Source organism: Mesorhizobium sp. CA4, from assembly GCF_020165075.1.
Classification (GTDB): domain Bacteria; phylum Pseudomonadota; class Alphaproteobacteria; order Rhizobiales; family Rhizobiaceae; genus Mesorhizobium.
Genome location: NZ_JAIUHK010000027.1, coordinates 66,225 through 86,194 on the forward strand (window position 1 = coordinate 66,225; position 19,970 = coordinate 86,194).

21 protein-coding genes and 1 pseudogene are annotated in these 19,970 nt (G+C 64.0%); 20 read left to right on the forward strand and 2 right to left on the reverse strand.

Going from position 1 to position 19,970, the window contains the following annotated elements; translation table 11 throughout:
- Positions 1 to 10 precede the first annotated feature (10 nt).
- Positions 11 to 1,264 carry an NAD(P)/FAD-dependent oxidoreductase gene (locus LB528_RS21265; RefSeq protein WP_224716197.1) on the reverse strand — a complete coding sequence of 418 codons (1,254 nt, stop codon included), beginning with the start codon at positions 1,262 to 1,264 and terminating at the stop codon, positions 11 to 13.
- 412 nt (positions 1,265 to 1,676) lie between these two features.
- On the opposite strand from LB528_RS21265, the gene LB528_RS21270 reads away from it, so the two are divergent.
- Complete coding sequence (locus LB528_RS21270) at positions 1,677 to 2,966, forward strand: imelysin family protein (protein ID WP_224716198.1); 1,290 nt, start codon at positions 1,677 to 1,679, stop codon at positions 2,964 to 2,966.
- 43 nt (positions 2,967 to 3,009) lie between these two features.
- Here LB528_RS21270 and LB528_RS30445 read toward each other — a convergent pair whose 3' ends face one another.
- Positions 3,010 to 3,219 carry a hypothetical protein gene (locus LB528_RS30445; protein WP_224716212.1) on the reverse strand — a complete coding sequence of 70 codons (210 nt, stop codon included), beginning with the start codon at positions 3,217 to 3,219 and terminating at the stop codon, positions 3,010 to 3,012.
- Here LB528_RS30445 and LB528_RS21280 point away from each other — a divergent pair.
- From LB528_RS21280 to LB528_RS21370, 19 genes and pseudogenes are all read left to right on the forward strand, one after another.
- The gene (locus tag LB528_RS21280; RefSeq protein ID WP_224716213.1) at positions 3,127 to 3,378 is read left to right on the forward strand and encodes a (2Fe-2S)-binding protein; all 252 of its coding nucleotides are present in this window, start codon (positions 3,127 to 3,129) and stop codon (positions 3,376 to 3,378) included. The two genes, LB528_RS30445 and LB528_RS21280, sit on opposite strands and share 93 nt — an antisense overlap.
- Positions 3,344 to 3,829: a bacterioferritin gene (bfr, locus tag LB528_RS21285; RefSeq protein WP_224581843.1), complete on the forward strand. Its 486-nt coding sequence runs from the start codon at positions 3,344 to 3,346 to the stop codon at positions 3,827 to 3,829. Before LB528_RS21280 ends, bfr begins: the two co-directional genes overlap by 35 nt.
- Positions 3,830 to 3,841: 12 nt before the next feature.
- Positions 3,842 to 5,443 (forward strand): di-heme oxidoredictase family protein, encoded by a 1,602-nt coding sequence (locus tag LB528_RS21290; RefSeq protein WP_224716199.1) that lies wholly within the window; start codon positions 3,842 to 3,844, stop codon positions 5,441 to 5,443.
- 20 nt (positions 5,444 to 5,463) lie between these two features.
- Complete coding sequence (locus LB528_RS21295) at positions 5,464 to 6,537, forward strand: imelysin family protein (RefSeq protein WP_224716214.1); 1,074 nt, start codon at positions 5,464 to 5,466, stop codon at positions 6,535 to 6,537.
- Positions 6,538 to 6,541: 4 nt separating this feature from the next.
- Entirely contained in the window at positions 6,542 to 7,648 is a 1,107-nt protein-coding gene (locus LB528_RS21300) for a DUF1513 domain-containing protein (RefSeq protein ID WP_224716200.1), read from the forward strand.
- A 125-nt stretch (positions 7,649 to 7,773) separates the two neighbouring features.
- Positions 7,774 to 8,532 carry a tRNA (adenosine(37)-N6)-threonylcarbamoyltransferase complex dimerization subunit type 1 TsaB gene (gene tsaB, locus LB528_RS21305; protein ID WP_224716201.1) on the forward strand — a complete coding sequence of 253 codons (759 nt, stop codon included), beginning with the start codon at positions 7,774 to 7,776 and terminating at the stop codon, positions 8,530 to 8,532.
- Positions 8,532 to 9,026: a GNAT family N-acetyltransferase gene (locus tag LB528_RS21310; RefSeq protein ID WP_224716202.1), complete on the forward strand. Its 495-nt coding sequence runs from the start codon at positions 8,532 to 8,534 to the stop codon at positions 9,024 to 9,026. The genes tsaB and LB528_RS21310 overlap by 1 nt, the downstream gene beginning before the upstream one ends.
- A gap of 127 nt (positions 9,027 to 9,153) precedes the next feature.
- Positions 9,154 to 9,954 (forward strand): lysophospholipid acyltransferase family protein, encoded by an 801-nt coding sequence (locus LB528_RS21315; RefSeq protein WP_224716203.1) that lies wholly within the window; start codon positions 9,154 to 9,156, stop codon positions 9,952 to 9,954.
- Between the two features lie 73 nt (positions 9,955 to 10,027).
- On the forward strand, positions 10,028 to 11,437 hold the full coding sequence (gene miaB, locus LB528_RS21320) for a tRNA (N6-isopentenyl adenosine(37)-C2)-methylthiotransferase MiaB (RefSeq protein WP_224716204.1): 1,410 nt from the start codon (positions 10,028 to 10,030) through the stop codon (positions 11,435 to 11,437).
- Positions 11,438 to 11,521: 84 nt separating this feature from the next.
- Positions 11,522 to 12,514 carry a PhoH family protein gene (locus tag LB528_RS21325; RefSeq protein ID WP_224514303.1) on the forward strand — a complete coding sequence of 331 codons (993 nt, stop codon included), beginning with the start codon at positions 11,522 to 11,524 and terminating at the stop codon, positions 12,512 to 12,514.
- Positions 12,515 to 12,524: 10 nt separating this feature from the next.
- Positions 12,525 to 13,022 carry an rRNA maturation RNase YbeY gene (gene ybeY / locus LB528_RS21330; protein ID WP_224716205.1) on the forward strand — a complete coding sequence of 166 codons (498 nt, stop codon included), beginning with the start codon at positions 12,525 to 12,527 and terminating at the stop codon, positions 13,020 to 13,022.
- A gap of 26 nt (positions 13,023 to 13,048) precedes the next feature.
- Positions 13,049 to 14,125: a hemolysin family protein gene (locus tag LB528_RS21335; protein ID WP_224514100.1), complete on the forward strand. Its 1,077-nt coding sequence runs from the start codon at positions 13,049 to 13,051 to the stop codon at positions 14,123 to 14,125.
- 12 nt (positions 14,126 to 14,137) lie between these two features.
- Positions 14,138 to 14,609 (forward strand): annotated as a pseudogene (locus LB528_RS21340) (VOC family protein).
- A 97-nt stretch (positions 14,610 to 14,706) separates the two neighbouring features.
- Complete coding sequence (gene lnt / locus LB528_RS21345) at positions 14,707 to 16,293, forward strand: apolipoprotein N-acyltransferase (protein WP_224716206.1); 1,587 nt, start codon at positions 14,707 to 14,709, stop codon at positions 16,291 to 16,293.
- Between the two features lie 140 nt (positions 16,294 to 16,433).
- Complete coding sequence (locus LB528_RS21350) at positions 16,434 to 16,856, forward strand: helix-turn-helix domain-containing protein (RefSeq protein ID WP_224514094.1); 423 nt, start codon at positions 16,434 to 16,436, stop codon at positions 16,854 to 16,856.
- Positions 16,857 to 17,020: 164 nt separating this feature from the next.
- On the forward strand, positions 17,021 to 18,286 hold the full coding sequence (gene metK / locus LB528_RS21355; RefSeq protein ID WP_224514092.1) for a methionine adenosyltransferase: 1,266 nt from the start codon (positions 17,021 to 17,023) through the stop codon (positions 18,284 to 18,286).
- Complete coding sequence (trmB, locus tag LB528_RS21360; RefSeq protein ID WP_224716215.1) at positions 18,283 to 18,993, forward strand: tRNA (guanine(46)-N(7))-methyltransferase TrmB; 711 nt, start codon at positions 18,283 to 18,285, stop codon at positions 18,991 to 18,993. Before metK ends, trmB begins: the two co-directional genes overlap by 4 nt.
- Before the next feature lie 60 nt (positions 18,994 to 19,053).
- Entirely contained in the window at positions 19,054 to 19,353 is a 300-nt protein-coding gene (locus LB528_RS21365) for a DUF1778 domain-containing protein (RefSeq protein ID WP_224716207.1), read from the forward strand.
- A gap of 3 nt (positions 19,354 to 19,356) precedes the next feature.
- Complete coding sequence (locus LB528_RS21370) at positions 19,357 to 19,866, forward strand: GNAT family N-acetyltransferase (RefSeq protein WP_224716208.1); 510 nt, start codon at positions 19,357 to 19,359, stop codon at positions 19,864 to 19,866.
- Positions 19,867 to 19,970: the final 104 nt, after the last annotated feature.

Below are 19,970 nucleotides of genomic sequence, written 5' to 3' on the forward strand. Positions count from 1 at the left end.
GCGTCCTAGCCTAGCCCGTCGCCCTGGCCGGTTCGTCCTGGCTGAAGGCCGCAAGGGCTGCCTTCAGCGCATCCGACCCGCCTGCCACCGTCTGCGGCGTCGGCGAGAAGCCGGCGCCAAGCATCTTGCGGCCAAGCATATGGTCGGCCGGGCGGTTGACGGATTCGATGCCGAGCAGCCGGCTGCCCGCATAGTGGTAGATCGAGAACTTGTTCTCGGCGAGATCGCCCAGCACGACATGGTGATCGCCGCCTTGAGTCAGGCCGACCATCTGCAGCTTCATGTCGCCGATATCCGACCAGAACCATGGCACGGCCGAGAAGGGCTCGGCATGGCCGAGGACGGTGCGTGCGGCAAGCCTGGCCTGGTCAGTGGCGTTCTGCACCGATTCCAGCCGCACGTCGCCACCGGTGAACCAATGCCGGTAGGAGGCCGCGTCGCCGATGGCGAGGATTTCGCGAATAGAGCTCTGCATATGCTGGTCGACGCGGATGCCGTTGCCGGTAGGCAGGCCGGCAGCTTCCGCCAATTCGACATTGGGCACCACACCGATGCCGATGATTACCATTTGCGCCGGCAGGCGCTCGCCGCCTGACGTGATCGCGGCCGAGACGCGATCGCCTTCGCCCTCCAGGCGGGCAATGGTGGTGCCGGTCAGGATGCGCACGCCGATCGCTCCCAGGCGCTGGCGCACATGCGCGGCGATGATCGGCGCCACGGCGCGGCCGAGCAGCCGGTCGACCGCCTCGACGACGGTGACGTTGCGGCCGCCGGCCCTTAGCGTCGCCGCGATCTCCAGCCCGATGAAGCCGCCGCCGAGAATGACCACATCCTCGCTTTGTGCGCTGAGCTCGCGGATCAGGCGCGCATCGGCCAGCGAACGCAGCGAGACCACGCCGGCAAGGCCGGCGCCGTTAAGCTTGAGCAGGCGCGGCCGCGAGCCGGTCGCGAGCACCAGCCGGTCGAAGGCAAGCGTTCCGCCGCCTGCGACATTCAACTGGCCCGCGCGGGTATCGATGCTGTCGATGCGCACGCCCGGCCGGTAGTCGATGTTGTTGCCAGTGTAGAAGGCTTCGCCGCGCAAGGGCTGCGGCTTGGCCTCGGTGTCCTTGATGAAGGTCTTGGACAGCGGCGGCTTGTGATAGGGCAGGTCCTGCTCGTCGCCGACCAGGATGACCGGCCCTTCATAGCCCTCTTCGCGCAGGCTGGCGGCGGCTTGCACACCGGCATGGCCCGCACCGACAATCAAAACCCCGTTCGTCATCGCAATCCTTTTGGTCAGCAAATCTAGGCTCTTGCGCCAGGTGGCGATTGTCTGCCGCCGCCGCAAGAGCCGCGGATCGGGTCGCACCCAGAATGGCTGTCTGTCAATCGGGCCAGCGAGGCAATACCGGGTTAAAAGTTGATTGTTGTAGTTTAGAATAATTCTAAACTATTGTTTCAATTGATTTTTCTGTCTCACCAGTTGACTCCAAGCCTCTCCATCGCTTTATGGAGGGCTGCGCGCAAAGCGTATTCCTTTGATGTCTGGGCCTTGAACCCTTTCGATTGGAGGCAAGTGGGTGTCTTTTTATCGCGAACCGCGCATCGGCGCGGCCACCATTTTTCCCGGCATGCTCATGCCTCGGCGGGGGTGGACGCCTTTTATTGAATTTCCAAAGAACTGGAGAAGGATGATGACGGCACGTAATGGCGGCAGGCTGGCTGCGATCTGCGCCACGGCTGCACTGACGGCGGCGGTGTTCGTGTTGCCGGCGAAAGCCGAGGCCGACGCCAAGGCGGTGATCAAGACCTATGCCGACATCGCTTTAGCCAAATACGAGGATTCACTGACCACTGCGCAGGCGCTGGACAAGGCGGTGGATGCGCTGGTCGCCAGCCCCTCGGCCGACACGTTGAACGCCGCGCGCGAAGCCTGGAAGGCCGCGCGCATTCCTTACCAGCAGACCGAGGTCTACCGCTTCGGCAACAAGATCGTCGACGACTGGGAAGGCAAGGTGAATTCCTGGCCGCTGGATGAGGGCCTGATCGACTATGTCGCCAAGAGTTACGGCACCGAGTCGGACGAAAACGCGCTCTATACGGCCAACGTCATCGCCAACAAGGAAATCGAGATCAACGGCAAGAAGGTCGATGCCTCGAAGCTGACGCCCGCATTCCTGTCCGGCACGCTGCAGGAGGCCGGCGGCGTCGAAGCCAATGTCGCGACCGGCTATCACGCCATCGAATTCCTGCTCTGGGGGCAGGATCTGCATGGCACCGGCCCTGGCGCGGGAGAGCGGCCCTATACAGATTACGACCTCAAGAACTGCACGGGTGGCAATTGCGACCGCCGCGCCGAATATCTGAAGTCGGCAAGCGACCTTCTGGTGTCAGACCTGCGGGAAATGGTCGACAACTGGAAGGAGGACGGCGCGGCGCGCAAGAACCTCACCGACGGCGATGCGAATGCCGCCATCTCCACCATCTTCACCGGCATGGGCTCGCTCTCCTATGGCGAACTGGCCGGCGAGCGCATGAAGCTCGGCCTGTTGCTGCACGATCCGGAAGAGGAGCACGACTGCTTCTCCGACAACACCTACATCTCGCATCTTTATGACGCGGTCGGCATCCGTGACGCCTACCATGCCAGCTACAAGCGGCTCGATGGCTCCGTGGTTTCGGGTCCATCGGTCTCCGACATGGTGAAGGCAGCCGATCCGGCGATCAACAAGGAGCTGTCGGGCAAGCTCGACACCACCGTCGCCAAGATGGAGGCCATCCAGGCGCGTGCTCTCGCCGGCGAGGCCTATGACCAGCAGATCGCCGAGGGCAATGCCGAAGGCAATGCCACCGTGCAGGCGGCGATCGACGCCCTGATCGACCAGACCAAGTCGATCGAGCGCGCCGTCGGCTCGCTCAAGCTGAACCAGATCGCTTTCGAGGGTTCCGACAGCCTCGACGCGCCCGACAAGGTGTTCAAGTAAGATCGGGCATGATCCCAAAAGCCGGTTTTTGGACAAATCATGCTCAATTGAGAAACCAGCCAAGCGGCGCCGGAACGGCGCCGTCAGCCAGAGCAAGTAGATGCTGATCTGCCATTGCAACATCATCACCGAAAAGGAGATCGAGCAGACGATTGTCGGCCTGCTGGATCAGGATCCCTGGCAACTGATCGTGCCCGCGAAGGTCTACCACGCGATGGCTAAGCGCGGTCGCTGTTGCGGCTGTTTCCCAAATGTGGTGGAAACGATCATTCGGGTCACCGAGCACTACCACGCCCGCTCAGAGGTGGGGGGCGTGGACATCGTTTCACACCTGGATCGCGTGCGAGGCTTGCGCGGCCAATACGGGAGCAGAACCCATGAAAGGCGAACCGCAGGTCATCGAGCGGCTTAATGAAGCTCTGTTTCTCGAGCTTGGAGCCGTCAACCAATACTGGGTGCATTATCGTCTGCTCGAGGATTGGGGCTACACCAAGCTGGCAAAGAAGGAGCGGGCGGAATCGATCGAGGAGATGCATCACGCCGACCGGCTGATCGCGCGCATCATCTTCCTCGAAGGCCATCCCAACCTGCAGTCCGTCGCGCCGTTGCGCATCGGCCAGAACGTCAAGGAAGTGCTCGAATCCGATCTCGCCGGCGAATATGACGCGCGCACCGCCTACAAGCGCTCGCGCGAGATCTGCCAGGACGAAGGCGATTTCGTTTCGATGAAGCTGTTCGAGGATCTTTTGACCGACGAGGAAGGACATATCGACTTCCTGGAAACGCAGCTCGATCTGCTTGCCTCGATCGGCGAGGAAAAATACGGCCAGCTCAACGCCGACTCGGCCAACGAGGCGGAATAAGGACATGCGGGAATGCGGCGCCCCGTAGATTTTTCGCGCCGCGCGTGGCAGGCCGGGATTCACGGCTTGCCGTCCCAGACGACCCCGCGATACCGGATTGGTCGCGGGGCACCGCTTTTGCTGGCGATCACGCTTTCCGCATCGGCCGTAGCCGGTGAGCCCGCCGCCCTGCCGACAAGCCGCGCCGATCTGACGCCGAAGGACCAGGCGCGGGTTCTGGCCGTCACCAGGCCAACGACCAATTTCACCAGGCCGGAGCCGTTCGAGCTGATGCAGGGTGGCGCCGGCACGTCGCGCAAGGACGCCAACCGCGATGCCTTCTCGCAATCCTCCGCCAATATCACCTTCGAGGAAGAGGCAACCTTCAAGCTCGGCAACGCGCTGTTTCGCAAGACCTGGGTGTCGTCGCCGTCCTCGACCCAGGCTTCGGATGGTCTTGGCCCGCTCTTCAACGAACGCGCCTGCCAGAACTGCCATCTGAAGGATGGCCGCGGGCGTCCTCCGGAAAGCGATGCCGGATCGACATCGATGTTCCTGCGGCTGGCGCGCGACGCCGGCAGCGCCGAGGAAAAGGCAGCGCTTGCCGACCATAAGCTGCTGAATTTTCCGGACCCGGTCTATGGCGCGCAATTGCAGGACCTTGCGGTTCCCGGACTCAAGGGCGAAGGCCGGATGCGCGTCGATTACCAGGAGCAAAAGGTGACGCTCGGCGACGGCACCGTGGTTTCACTGCGCAAGCCGAGCTATACGATCGAAAATCTCGGCTACGGTCCGCTCGATCCGCGCACCACGCTGTCGCCACGCCTGACGCCGCCGATGATCGGGCTGGGCCTGATCGAGCAGATCGCACCGGCCGATATCCTCGCCAATGCCGATCCGGACGATCGCAACAGTGACGGCATTTCGGGCCGGCCGAACATCGTGCGCGACGAACTGCGCGCAGCGGTGACCTTGGGCCGCTTCGGCTGGAAGGCACAGGCCGCGTCGATCCGCCAGCAAGCGGCCGCCGCCTTTGCCGGCGATATCGGCATCTCCACGCCGGAAATGCCGAAGCATTGGGGCGATTGCACCAAGGCGCAAACGGATTGCCTCGCCATGCCGGACGGGGTGCAGCAACGCCTCGGCACGGCCGAGGCGCCACCGCCGGTGATGGACCTCGTCACCTTCTATTCGCAGAATCTGGCCGTGCCGGCGCGGCGCGATATTGGCAAGCCTGACGTGCTCGCTGGCAAAAAGCAGTTCTACGAGATGGGCTGCATCTCCTGTCACACGCCGAAATTCGTTACCATGCGCGGCACGCCCGACAAGGTGCAGGCCTTCCAGCTGATCTGGCCCTATTCCGACTTCCTGCTGCACGACATGGGCGAGGGGCTTGCCGATGGGCAGCGGGTGGGTGAAGCAAGCGGCAGCGAGTGGCGCACCCCGCCGCTCTGGGGCATCGGCCTTACCGCGACGGTCAACGGCAATGCTTTCTATCTGCATGACGGCCGCGCCCGCACGCTTGCCGAGGCGATCCTGTGGCATGGCGGCGAGAGCCAGAAGGCGCGCGACCGTTTCGCCGGCGCCGCCGCGGCTGATCGTGAGGCGCTGGTCAAATTCCTGGAGTCCTTATGATGCCGAAACGCGTCGCTCTGATGTCGAAGCGCCTTGCCCTTGCTCTTCCGTTCCTTCTGGCCGCTGTGCTGCCGGTGGCGGCCGCGGTCAAGGCTTCAGATGTCATCGGCCGCGCCATCGACGGTTTCGTCCGTCCAGCCTATGCCAGCCTCGACATGCATGCTGCGGGCCTGACCAAGGCGATGCACCAGCTTTGCGAAGCGCCGTCTGGGCAAAATCTCGAAGCGGCGCGCTCGGCGTTTTCCAGTACCGTCGAGGCCTGGTCGGTGGCCGAGATCATCGCCTTCGGACCGATCAAGGAGAACAACCGGCTGGAGCGCATGCTCTATTGGCCGGACCGCAAGAGCATCGGCCTGAGGCAAGTGCAGGCCACGCTCGCATCGAAGGATGCTTCCGCCACCGATCCGGCGCAACTGGCGCAAAAGAGCGTCGCCATGCAGGGCCTCGGCGCGCTCGAATATGTGCTTTACGGCGACGGCGCCGAAACACTTGCCGGGAAAGACAATCCTTACCGCTGCGCCTATGGCGCCGCGGTTGCCACCAACATCGAAACGATGGCGGGCGAGGTGCGTGACGCCTGGCAAAAGCCCGACGGCTTCGCGTCGCTCTGGGCCAATCCGGGGCCGAAGAACCCGCTCTACCGCGACGGCAACGAAGCGGTCACGGAACTGGTCGGCCTCTTCATCAACGAGCTGGAAATGATCCGCGACGTGCGGCTCAAGGGTTTTCTCGGCGCCAAGCCCCAGGCCGACAAGCCGAAGCAGGCGATCTATTGGCGCTCGCAGAAAGCGACGGCTTCGCTTGCCGGAAATCTCTCCGGCATCGACCAGCTGTTCCAGGCCTCCAGGCTCGGCGACGCGCTGCCCGCCGATGCGCAATGGATGGCCGAGTCCATCCACATCCAGCTCAGCAACGGCGTGACAACCGCGAAATCCGTTGCCGGCCCGATCGACAAGGTGCTCGCCGACCCTGCGCTGCGCGACAAGCTCGAGCATTTCGCGCTGATCACCTCCAGCCTGTCCACCCTGATCGGCACCAGGATGACCGCCGAATTCGGCCTGACGGCGGGCTTCTCGTCGCTGGATGGGGATTGATGCCGTGAGCACCGCCCTCATCGATCGCCGCGATTTCCTGCGGGCCGCGGGCGTGGGCTTCGCAGCCGCGATGGCGCCGCGCGCCTGGGCCGACACGCTTGCCGCGGATGCGGTGTTTGCCACTGCTTTCGTCAAGCGCGACGGCAGCTTCGGCGCCGCCGTGCTCTCCGAGGCGGGGAAAATCCTGCACACAGTCGATCTGCCCGACCGTGGCCACGACGTCACTTTCGATCCGGTGTCGAAGCGTTCGGTGATCTTTGCCCGCCAGCCCGGCACCTTTGCCGTGGTCTTCGACCATGCCGGCCGCGACAAGCCGCTGACCATCGCTAGCATCGCCGGCCGGCATTTCTTCGGCCATGGCGTGTTCTCGCCCGACGGCGCCTTGCTCTATGCGACGGAGAACGATTTCGACAACGCGGCAGGTGTCGTGGGCGTCTATGACGCGCGGGAGAAATTCAATCGCGTCGGCGAGTTCCCGACCTACGGCATGGGCCCGCATGAGCTGCTCCTGCTCGGCGACGGCCGCACTTTAGCCATCGCCAATGGCGGCATCGAGACCCATCCCGATTTCGGCCGCGCCGAACTCAACATCGCGACGATGAAGCCGTCCTACACGCTGGTCGACCGCATCACCGGCGACCTCATCGAAAAGCACGAATTGCCGCCGGCGCTGCATCAGCTTTCGATCCGACACATGGATCGCGACCAGGCGGGCACCGTCTGGTTCGGCTGCCAGTATCGCGGGCCGGCAACCGACCGCCCGGCGCTGGTCGGCCGTGCCGCACGCGGCAAGGAGCTCCAGCTCTTGGAGATGCCGCAGGACGTGCTCTCAGGCTTCCGCAATTACATCGGCTCGGTCGCCGCCAACGCCGCGACAGGCACGGTCGCCGTCACCTCGCCGGAGGGCAATTCGCTTGCCGTCCTCGACGCCGCCAGCGCACGCGTGGTCGCGACCAAAGCGCTGGTCGAGGTTTGCGGCCTCGCGCCCGACCGCGCCGGCTTCATGGCGACGACCCGCGCCGGCGAAATCGTCGGCGGCGCCGGAGCTACCCGTACCGAACCGGATTATGTCTGGGACAACCACATGCTGCGCATCGCGGCGTCGGCGTGATCGCCGCGCGTGGAAGCAAAGCCGCTTAACATTTCTCGACCTGGCCCTTGCGGCGGCCGCCTATGCCGGGCAGAGGGAATTGTGTTTCGATCCAGTTCTTTAACCGGCCGTATGAAGCTGCCTAAATGAAACTGCTTGCCATCGATTGCGCTGCCAGTCTCTGCGCCGCTTGCGTCTACGACGCAGGCGCGGGGAAGGAGCTTGGCCGCGAGGTACGCGACCTCGGCAAGGGGCATGCCGAGCATCTGATGGCCGTCATCGAAACTGCCTTGCAAGCCGGCGGCATCGGCTATCCTGACCTTGACGCCCTTACCGTCTCGGTCGGGCCCGGTTCCTTCACCGGCCTGCGTGTCGGCGTCTCGGCCGCGCGCGGCCTGGCGTTGGCGCTGAAAATCCCGGCGATCGGCGTGACGACGCTGGAAGCGCTGGCGGCGGAGGGGGCGAGCGCGTTTCCCGGACGCGCGGTGTTTGCCGCGCTCGACGCCGGCCGTGAGGAAATCCATGCCGCGCTCTATGACGAAGTGTTAGCTGAAACTTACGGACCTTCCGTGGTCACGCTTTCCGGGGCGACAACCATGGCCGTCAACGCCGAAGCGGTGCTGGTCGGCACCGCCGCGCCGCAGCTTGCCGAGATGGCGGGCCGTGCCTTCGACACCGGCCCGGTCGCCGCCACCGCCGACATCGCGACCTATGCCAGGCTGGCCTCGATCAGGGAGCCGGGCGAAAAGCCCAAGCCGCTCTATCTGCGCGGCGCCGACGCCAAGCCGCAGGCAGGCTTTATTCTTCCAAGGCAGACCCCCAAGGGTTCCAAGGCAGACCATGATCCCAAAAAGGGGGACCCGGTTTTTGGAAAAGATCATGGTCCAAAGAGAAAAGACTCCTGATGCGCATACCGTTCTTTCAGCCGCGCCGCAGGGATTATGCCTTGGAACCGCTGACGGTTGCCGACAGCGCCGCCGTCTCGGAGCTGCATCGCGAGGATTTCGTGCGGCCCTGGACCGATGGCGAGTTCGCAGCACTGCTCGAACAGGACACCGTGTTCGGCTATGCGGCGCGCGAAACCGGCCAAGGCGCCAAGCCGCCGGTCGGCTTCGTGCTGGCGCGGCTCGCGGCCGGCGAGGGTGAGATCCTGACCGTGGCCGTCGCCCGTAGCCATCGCCGCCAGGGCCTCGGCTGGCAATTGATGGACGCGGTATTGCGCGAATTGCATGCACAACGCGCCGAAGCGCTCTTCCTCGAGGTCGACGAGACCAACGCGCCGGCGATCGGCCTCTACCGCAGGCTTGGCTTTGTCCAGGTCGGCCATCGCCCGAACTATTACCGTTCGACCGAGCACGGCCCGACCGGCGCGCTTGTCATGCGCCGCGATCTTCGCTAGCCACAGTCGCGCATGACCACGAAAATCGGCTCCGATTTTCGGAAAGGATCATGCGCCAAGCGAGAGTGTTACAGCGTCCTTTGCGCGCCCTAAGGCGCGCGGCGCTGTAATGTTGGGGCCGGAGCGAATGATCAAGAAATTACGGATTTTCCTGGCGCTCGGCTATGTCGTCGTCTGTTCACTGGTGCTGGTGCCACTGCAGATCCTGTCGATGAAGATGGGGCTCTGGCCCGATACCTTCATCCTCAAAATCTGGCACCGCATGATCCTGAGGGCGCTGGGCATGCGGGTGCATGTGAAGGGCGCGTTGGCCAGGGAACGTCCGCTGCTGGTCGCGGCCAACCATATCTCCTGGACCGACATCATGGTGCTCGGCTCCTTCGTCGATGTGAAGTTCATCGCCAGGGCAGACATGGAGGGCTGGCCGCTGATCGGCATGCTGTCCAAGCTGCAGCGCACCGTCTACATCGAGCGCGAGCGCAAGCGCACCTCCGGCGACCAGGCAAGCGAGATCGCCAAAAGGATGGCAAAAGGCGACGCCATGGTGCTGTTCGCCGAAGGCTCGACCGGGGACGGCAACCTCGTGCTGCCGTTCAAGAGCACGCTCTTCGGCGCGGCCTCGATGGCGATTTCGGAAGGCGCCGCGGACCAGGTCTTCATCCAACCCGTGGCGATCGCATATACGCGCCTGCACGGCATGCCGATGGGCCGCCGTCATCGGCTGATGTCCGCCTGGATCGGCGACCAGGATCTGATGCCGCATCTGAAGACCCTGCTCGCCGAAGGCGCGATCGATGCCGAGGTGTATTTCGGCGAGCCGGTGCCGTTCTCGAAGGGCTCGAACCGCAAGGAAACGGCAAGGCTGATGGAAGCCAAGGTGCGCCAGATGATGCAGGCTATCCTCGCCGAGCCGGCCAAGAGCCGGTGAGTCCGGGGCGCATGACGCGTCGCAAGGCAGAATCGGCTGTTTTTTGTCATGGAAAGGCGCTAGAAGCCGCCCGATGGAATTGAACACGATTGAAAGCCCCGACATCGGCGCTGCCGCCGAGCACTCGGCCGGCACCGACCGGACGGCGAAAAAGGTCTTCGTCAAGACCTATGGCTGCCAGATGAATGTCTACGATTCCCAGCGCATGACGGATGCGCTGGCTGCCGATGGCTATGTTGGCATCGATGCCGTCGAAGACGCCGATCTGGTGCTGCTCAACACCTGTCATATCCGCGAAAAGGCGGCGGAAAAGGTCTATTCCGAGCTTGGCCGCATCCGCGACATGAAAGCCGAGCGCGCCGAGGCGGGCCGCGAACTCCTGATCGGCGTCGCCGGCTGCGTGGCGCAGGCCGAAGGCGCCGAGATCATCCGCCGCGCCCCTGCGGTCGATCTGGTCATCGGGCCTCAGACCTATCACCGGCTGCCCGACGTGCTGGCAAGGGTCCGTGGCGGCGAGAAGGTCGTCGAGACCGAATACGCCATCGAGGACAAGTTCGAGCATCTGCCGCAGCCGAAGCGCGCCGAGCTTGCCAGGCGCGGCGTCACCGCTTTCCTCACGGTGCAGGAAGGTTGCGACAAGTTCTGCACCTTCTGCGTGGTGCCTTACACCCGCGGCTCCGAGGTTTCGCGCCCGGTGGCGCAGATCGTCGCCGAGGCCGAGCGCCTGGCCGAGGCCGGCGTGCGCGAGGTGACCCTGCTCGGCCAGAACGTCAACGCCTGGCACGGCGTCGGCGAAAACGGCAAGGAATGGGGCCTCGGCCGCCTGCTGTTCCGGCTTGCGGAAATCCCCGGCCTGGCGCGGCTGCGCTACACAACCAGCCATCCGCGCGACATGGACGACGAATTGATCGCCGCGCATCGTGACCTGCCCGCCTTGATGCCCTATCTGCATTTGCCGGTGCAGTCGGGATCCGACCGGATTTTGAAGGCAATGAACCGCAGGCACAGGGCACGTGACTACCTGGCGCTCATCGAGCGCATCCGCGCTGCGCGCCCCGACATCGCCATGTCCGGCGACTTCATCGTCGGCTTCCCCGGCGAGACGGACGAGGATTTCGAAGCGACGCTGAAGCTGGTGCGCGAGGTGAACTACGCCTCGGCCTTTTCGTTCAAATATTCGCCACGCCCCGGCACGCCGGGCGCCGAGATGGACGGGCATCTCGCCGAAGCGGTGAAGGACGAACGGCTGCAGCGCCTTCAGGCGCTGATCAACGAGCAGCAGCGGAATTTCATCGCCGGCCTGGTCGGCCGCACCGTCAGCACGCTGATTGAGAAGCCCGGCCGCCGTGCCGGCCAGATCGTCGGCCGCTCGCCATGGCTGAACCCGGTTATTGTTGACGACAAGGCCGGTGGAATCGGTGACATTATCGACGTACGAATCACGAAGACAGGCCCCAACAGCCTGTTCGCCGAACTGGCCTGACGGGCCTCGGCAGATGAGGAGAGACGGTTGAGCGCTGCTGAACTGAAGAATCCGCCCCAGAACCAGGCGTCCGGGGCTTCCGACATGGCGCACATCGTACTGACCTTCGACAACAACAAGCTTGCCAGCGCCCTTTATGGTCAGTTCGACGAGAATCTGGCCCGGCTCGAGCAGAAGCTCGGCGTGGATATACGTTCGCGCGGCAACCAGCTTGCGATCAAAGGCTCGGCTTCGGCCGCCGAACAGGCGCGCCGCGCGCTGGATACGCTCTACGGCATCCTGCAGAAGGGCGTCGACATCGGCCAGTCGGATGTCGACGGCGCCGTGCGCATGGCGATTGCCGCCGACGACCAGCTGACGCTGCCAACGCTCGAGCGCAAGGGCAAGGTTTCGGCCGCCCAGATCTCGACGCGCAAGAAGACGATCTACGCCCGTTCGCTCACCCAGGACGCCTATATGCGGGCGCTGGAGCGCTCCGAGATGGTCTTCGGCATCGGCCCGGCCGGCACCGGCAAGACCTATCTGGCGGTGGCGCATGCGGCGATGCTGCTCGAACGCGGCATGGTCGAGCGCATCGTGCTGTCGCGCCCCGCCGTCGAGGCCGGCGAGCGGCTGGGCTTCCTGCCCGGCGACATGAAGGAGAAGGTCGACCCCTATCTGCGGCCCCTCTACGACGCACTCTACGATATGATGCCGGCCGACAAGGTCGAGCGGGCGATCGCCGCCGAGGTCATCGAGATCGCGCCGCTGGCCTTCATGCGTGGCCGCACGCTGGCGCATGCGGCGGTGATCCTCGACGAGGCGCAGAACACCACGCCGATGCAGATGAAGATGTTTCTGACCCGTCTCGGCGAGAACTCGCGCATGATCGTCACCGGCGATCCGACCCAGATCGACCTGCCGCCCAACACCAAGTCGGGCCTGGTCGAGGCGCTGCGTATCCTCGACGGCGTGCCTGGCATCGTCACCGTCCGCTTCAACGAAGGGGACGTGGTGCGCCATCCGCTGGTCGCCGAAATCGTCAAGGCCTATGACCGCGACGGCAAGCTGGCGCGAGGCCTCGGCGCCGAAAGCTGATCAAGGATCCATGGCTGACGGTCCGGAATTTGGCGGCGAGACGCCGGTCGATATCGATATTTTCGTCGAGGCCGGCGACTGGCCTGCCGAAGCCGAGCTGATGCCTCTCGTCGATCGCGCCGTTGCGGCCGCCTTTGCCGAGACCGGCGCTGGCGGGGCGTCCGAGCTCAGCATCGTTTTTTCCGACGATGCCCATATCCAGACGCTCAATGCCGAGTGGCGCGGCAAGGACAAGCCCACCAACGTCTTGTCTTTCCCGGCTTTTTCCTTCCCGAAAGGCGGCCGGCTGCCGCCGATGCTGGGCGATATCGTGCTCGCCTCCGAGAGGGTGTCGCGCGAGGCCGCCCTGGAAGACAAGCCGATTGCGAACCATATCAGCCATCTCGTCATCCATGGCCTGCTGCATCTTTTGGGCTATGATCACGAGACCGACGCCGAGGCGGAGGAGATGGAAGCGATCGAGCGCGCCGCGCTTGCGAGGCTTGCCATTCCCGATCCCTACGCGTAACAAAAAAGCTCAATTGACCGATGGCGATGAACGACACCCCAGAAACTGCCGCCCGTCCGGACGCCGGCAGTGCTGCCAAGCCTTCCGAAAAGACGGAAGAGGGCTCCAGTCCGAGTATTCCCACCGGCAGCGCGGCCGCCGAGCCGACGCATGCCGGTCCTTCCCTCTTCGATCGCGTGCTTGGCCTGTTCCGGCACCGCAACGGCACCAGCCTGCGCGAGGAGATCGCCGGCGCGCTTGCCGAAACGGCGACCGATGCCGAATCCTTCTCGCCTGGCGAGCGCGCCATGCTCAACAACATCCTGCGCCTGCGCGAAGTGCGGGTCGAGGACGTCATGGTGCCGCGCGCCGATATCGAGGCGGTCGAGATCAACACGACACTTGGCGACCTGCTCGGCCTTTTCGAGCAATCCGGCCATTCGCGCATGCCGGTCTATTCCGAGACGTTGGACGATCCGCGCGGCATGGTCCACATTCGCGACGTGCTCGCCCACATCACCAAGGTCGCCCGCGTCAAGAAGGGCCGCACCAGAGCGAAGGCGCCGGTGACGACGGCGCTCGACCTCGCGCAGGTCGATCTCGCGCGCACCATCGGCGATCTCAATCTGATCCGCCAGGTGCTGTTCGTGCCGCCCTCGATGCTCGCCTCCGACCTGATGGGCCGCATGCAGACGACGCGCACGCAGATGGCGCTGGTCATCGACGAATATGGCGGCACCGACGGCCTCGCCTCGCTGGAAGACATCGTCGAAATGGTGGTCGGCGACATCGAGGACGAGCATGACGACGACGAGCCGATGATCACGCAGACCGGTGACGGCGTCTTCGTCGTCGACGGCAAGGCCGAGATCGACGAGGTCGCCAAGATGATCGGCGAGGATTTCGCCGCCGGCGAGCATGGCGAATATGTCGACACCATCGGCGGCATGATCTTCAACACGCTGGGACGTGTCCCGGCCAGGGGCGAGGTCGTGCAGGCCATCCCCGGCTTCGAGTTCCATGTGCTCGATGCCGACCCGCGCCGCGTCAAGCGCGTACGGATCGTGCAGAGCCAGAAGGGCGAGCGGCAGCGCCGCCGCGCGGCTCGCACGGAGCAGGCCTGACACAGTCGCGACATGTCCGTCGACGATCCATTCAAGCATTCCGTTCTCGGCTCAGGCGTTTTCTATAAAGATCCGCGCGCTGCATTGACCTGGCTGCGGGCGGCCTTCGGCTTCGAGCCGAGCATGCTGGTGAGCGACGCCGAGGGCCGGCTTGTCCATGCCGAAATGCGTTTCGGCGATGGTTACATCATCGTCGATTCCGAATGGGCCGAGCATATCGCCAGCCCGGCCTCGGTCGGCGGCAAGAACACCCAAGCAGTCTATGTCCGTCTGCGGCAAGATGTCGACGCTCATTGCGAAAAGGCGCGTGCGGCCGGCGCGGAAATTCTTCAAGAACCGACGGATCATTTTTTACGGCGAGCGCCAATACCGCGCCCGCGATCCCGAGGGTCATGTCTGGACGTTCAGCCAGACCGTGCGCGTTGTCCCGAAGGACGAGGCCGAGCGGCTGAGCGGGCTGCGGATCAAGGGCTGGCACAGATAGCGCGACCGTGTATCAGGCTGCGGTTATCCGGGTTTGGATCGGGCGGCGCAGCCTGTTAAACCTCTAGCTCCCTGATTCGCGCGACTTGGGAAGCTTGATGCAGCGCTTTGCCGGCCGGATAATTCTGCTGTGGGGGTGGCGGCGGGCGCTGATGGCCTTTGCCGCCGGGGCGCTGGCGGTGCTCGCCCAGGCGCCTTACGACTTCTTCGCCGTCTGCTTCGTCTCGTTCCCGGTCCTGGTCTGGCTGTTGGATGGCGCCACGGGTGAGGCATCGGATGGCTGGCTCCAGCGCCTAAGGCCGGCTTTCGCCACCGGCTGGTGGTTCGGTTTCGGTTATTTCCTCGCCGGCCTGTGGTGGATCGGCCAGGCATTGCTGGTCGAGGCCGACAACTTCGCTTGGGCCTTGCCCTTCGCCGTTGTCGGCATCCCCTTCGCGCTGGCCTTCTTCTATGGCTTTGCCACCATTGTGGCGCGCCTGTTCTGGAGCAGCGATATCGGCCGCATCGCCGCCCTTGCCTTCGGCTTCGGCCTCACCGAATGGCTGCGCGACTTCCTCTTCACCGGCTTTCCCTGGAATGCCGTCGGCTACGCGGCGATGCCGGTGCCGCTCCTGATGCAGAGTGTATCGGTGACCGGGATGATCGGCATGAATGCGCTCGCCGTCTTCCTGTTTTCGCTTCCCGCGCTGGTCGCGGCGCGCCGGCATCTGAGGCTGGGTATCGCGCTGTTTATCATCCTCGTCGCCGCCCATGTCGGCTTCGGCTATTTCAGGCTCGTCACCCCGGTTGAGACGACACGCTCGATCGATGTCCGCATCGTCCAGCCCGCGGTCGATCTCAGCGAGAAATGGGATACTTCGGTGCGCGACCGCATCTTCGCAACTTTGCTGGGGATATCCGGGAAAGCGCCGGAGGATGGGCATGCCAAGCCGCAGCTCATCCTGTGGCCGGAAACGTCGGTGCCGTTCCTCTTCACCGAGCGTCCAGACGCGCTGACGGCGCTGGGCGACATGCTGGCCGACGGCCAGATGCTGATTGCCGGCGTCGTGCGCGAGGAGGGCGGATCGGCGAGTGCCGGCAGCCGCTATTACAATTCCGTGGTGGCGATCAACGACAAGGGCGAGATCGTCGATGCCGTCGACAAGGTGCATCTGGTGCCCTTCGGCGAGTATCTGCCATTCGCCGAGCTTTTCGAACGTTTCGGCATCGGCCGGCTCGTTGCCGGACCAATGAATTTCGCACCCGGCAACGAGCGGCATCCGATCGGTCTGCCGGGCGGCCTGCGCGCTGCTCCGTTCATCTGCTACGAGGTGATCTTTCCCGATCTCGTCGGCGTCGACTCCGCGTCGTCTGACGTGATTGTGAACGTCACCAACGACGCGTGGTTTGGCGACACGCCGGGCCCGTATCAGCACTTCAGGCAGGCTCAGATTCGCGCGGTGGAGAATGGATTGCCGCTGTTGCGCGCTGCCAACAACGGCATCTCCGCAGTCGTCGATTCGCGCGGCCGCATCGTCGATGCGCTTGCCGTCGACGCGCGCGGCGCCATCGACGCGCATGTGCCGGTTTCTGGGCGCGCTTTCCTGTCTCCCGACCAGCGGCGCATTAACGGATTACTGATCATGTTGGTGTTTGCGCTGGCGGCCTTCACATGGAATGTAAGGCAGCGGCTACGGGTGAATTGACAGTCGGCACATTAGAAACTCATACTGTAACGCCTAAAATTTTCTCGAAGTCGGTTGGAGGGTTCTGTTGGGGCAGGTGGCTCCGGCTTCATATGGGCGGAACATAATAGAAAAAGCCGGAAAAATTCGGCGAGGAAAAAATGACAGAAGAGAACAAGAAGAAGCCGAATCCGATCGACATCCATGTCGGGAGCCGCATCCGGCTGCGTCGCAATATGCTTGGAATGAGCCAGGAAAAGCTGGGCGAAAATCTCGGAATCACCTTTCAGCAGATACAGAAGTACGAAAAGGGCACGAACAGGGTTGGCGCCAGTCGTCTGCAGGCGATCGCCTCCATCCTGAGCGTTCCTGTCGCCTTCTTTTTCGAGGATGCCCCGGGCGAGGAGCCCGCCGGCGGCGCCAGGGGATTTGCTGAAGACTCGTCGATGGCCTTCGCCATCGAATTCTGCGGCAGTCCCGAAGGGCTTCAGCTCAACCGGGCTTTCGTCAAAATCGGCGACGTCAAGGTGCGCCGCCGCATTATCGATCTGGTGAAGGCGCTCTCCGCCGAAGACGCCGATTGATTTTTACCTGTGCTGCCGGCGGCGCCCCGCCGCTGGTGGCATAGCCGGCCTTGCCTACATTCATGCCAGAACTGTCGCGCCGCTTGACGAGCGCCGCCCGGCACCGCTAACACGTGGCGCCAAAATCGGCAGCCCTGCCGATCTTTTTTCAAGAGGGGACACCCGTGACGCGGCAGAATTATCTCTTCACCTCGGAATCCGTCTCCGAGGGTCATCCCGACAAAGTCTGCGACCGTATCTCCGATGAGATCGTCGATCTGGTCTATCGCGAAGCCAAGAAGACGGGCATGGATCCGTGGAAGGTCCGCGTCGCCTGCGAGACGCTGGCCACCACCAACCGCGTCGTCATCGCCGGCGAGGTCCGCGTCCCCGACACGCTTTTGAAGAAGGACAAGGCGGGCAACGTCCTCAAGGATGCGTCCGGCCACCCCGTGGTCAACCCGACCAAGTTCAAGTCTGTTGCCCGCAAGGCGATCCGCGAGATCGGCTACGAGCAGTCCGGCTTCCACTGGAAGACAGCCAAGATCGACGTGCTGCTGCATGGCCAGTCGCCCGACATCGGCCAAGGCGTCGACAACGCCGCCGACCGCCAGGGCGAGGAAGGTGCCGGCGATCAGGGCATCATGTTCGGCTACGCCTGCCGCGAGACGCCCGATTTGATGCCGGCGCCGATCTATTACAGCCACAAGATTCTCGAATTGCTGGCCGCGGCGCGCCATGAAGGCGATGGCGAGGCCGGCAAGCTCGGCCCGGACGCCAAGAGCCAGGTCACCGTGCGCTATGCCGACGGCAAGGCGGCGGAGGTCACGCAGATCGTGCTCTCCACCCAGCATCTCGATGCAAGCTGGGACTCCAAGAAGGTCCGCAAGGTGGTCGAGCCCTATATCCGCGAGGCGCTTGGCGACTTGAAGATCGCCGAGGACTGCAACTGGTACATCAACCCGACCGGTAAGTTCGTCATCGGCGGGCCTGACGGCGATGCCGGCCTCACCGGCCGCAAGATCATCGTCGACACCTATGGCGGTGCGGCACCGCATGGCGGCGGCGCGTTCTCGGGCAAGGACACCACCAAGGTCGACCGTTCGGCGGCCTATGCTGCCCGCTACCTCGCCAAGAACGTCGTGGCGGCCAAGCTTGCCGACCGCTGCACTATCCAGCTCTCCTACGCCATCGGCGTCGCCCAGCCGCTGTCGGTCTATGTCGACCTGCACGGCACCGGCAAGGTCGAGGAATCGAAGCTCGAAGAGGCGCTGCGCAAGGTGATGGACCTGTCGCCGTCGGGCATCCGCCGTCATCTCGATTTGAACAAGCCGATCTACGCAAAAACTTCGTCCTACGGCCATTTCGGCCGCAAGGCCGGCCGCGACGGCTCCTTCTCCTGGGAGAAGACCGATCTCGCCAAGGCGCTCAAGGACGCCGTCGCCGCCTGACGCCAGCGCACGCAAAGGACAGGCCGAGCCGGGCGACCGAAGGATTCTTCGGTCGCCGGCATGGCAAAACTATACGCCCACAGCAGGCGATTGCCCTCGAAAGCGGCTTGCGCGAATACCGGATCGACCTGACGGCGGAAGCCCCGGCTGACCTCAAGACCTTGTTCAAGGCAGAGGTTTCGGCGCTCCAGCTGGAAATCGGCTTCGGCGGCGGCGAGCATCTTCTGCATCGCGCCACGGAAGCGCCGCAGACCGGTTTCATCGGCGTCGAGCCCTTCGTCAACGGCATGGCCAAGATGATGACGGCGCTCGGCAAGTCGCCGCTTGCCAATCTCAGGGTCTATGACGACGATGCCACGCGCCTGCTCGACTGGCTGCCGTCAGGCTCGCTCGACGGCATCGACCTGCTCTATCCCGATCCGTGGGCGAAGAAGAAGCACTGGAAGCGGCGCTTTGTCAGCGCCGCCAATCTGGGCCGCTTTGCCCGGGTGCTGAAAGCCGGCGGCAGATTCCGCTTCGCCTCCGATATCGACAGCTACGTCAACTGGACGCTGCTTGCCTGCCGGGATCACGGCGCCTTCGCATGGCAGGCCGAAGACGCTGCCGCCTGGCACCGGCCCTATGAAGGCTGGCCCGGCACACGCTATGAGGCCAAGGCCATCCGCGAGGGACGGCGGCCTGCTTACTTGACCTTTATTCGGAAATAGGCCGGCGTGTCCTGTATTGCATAGCGCTACAACCGTTACATTGCCGGTGAGGAGACGGTTATGGCCGCCACTGTCGAACGCAAGGAATATCCGATCTCTATGCGCCTGCCGGAAGCGGACGTGGCGATGATCGATCGTGCCGCCAGTCTGCGCGGCCGGTCCCGCACGGATTTCGTCCGCGATGCCGCCGTGCGCGCGGCCGAGGATGTGCTGATGGACAACCGTCTTGTCCGCATGAGCCCGGAAGGTTTCGCGGAGTTCATGGAGGTTCTGTCAGCTCCGGCTGCCCCCGTTCCTGATATGGTCGAACTGGCAAAGCGGCCCGCTCCCTGGGAGGCTGGTTACTCCACGAAGCGCTGACCCGTGGCCTTGTCGGCTCCCGAACCGCTCGCAGCGGTCCACGATGTGTCGGAATTTTCCTGCGGGAAGCCTGCGCTTGATCACTGGCTGAAAACCCGCGCGCTCTCCAATCGGGAGAAGGGTTCTACGGCCGTTCTCGTTATCCACGAAGCCGGCCGCGTGGTTGGATATTGCGGTTTGGCGCCGACCGCCGTGGTGCCGTCGATCTTGCCCCGGTCGATCCACACCGGGCAACCGCCCGACCCGGTGCCATGCCTGCTCCTTGGCCAGCTTGCGACCGATGCCGGATGGGCCGGGCGCGGCATCGGCACGGGCTTGGTGAAACATGCACTTCAGTGGTGTGTTCAAGCGGCGGACCTGATCGGCGGGCGCGCTCTGATGGTCAACGCAGTCGACGCGGAAGCGGCGCAATTCTGGCAACGGCGAGGATTTCTCCCGACGAAGGACGATCCGCTTGTCCTGTTTCGTTCGATCGCAGCAATCGCCGCTTCGCTCGTGGAGGCTCAAAGGTAAGGTGAGGCACCGCTTGTGCCTGAAGGCTGTCGGTAGCTAATCAAGTTGTCCGGTTTGGTAGCACATCATTTGTCCGCTTCAGTTTGCGTCGAAGCGGTTCACGC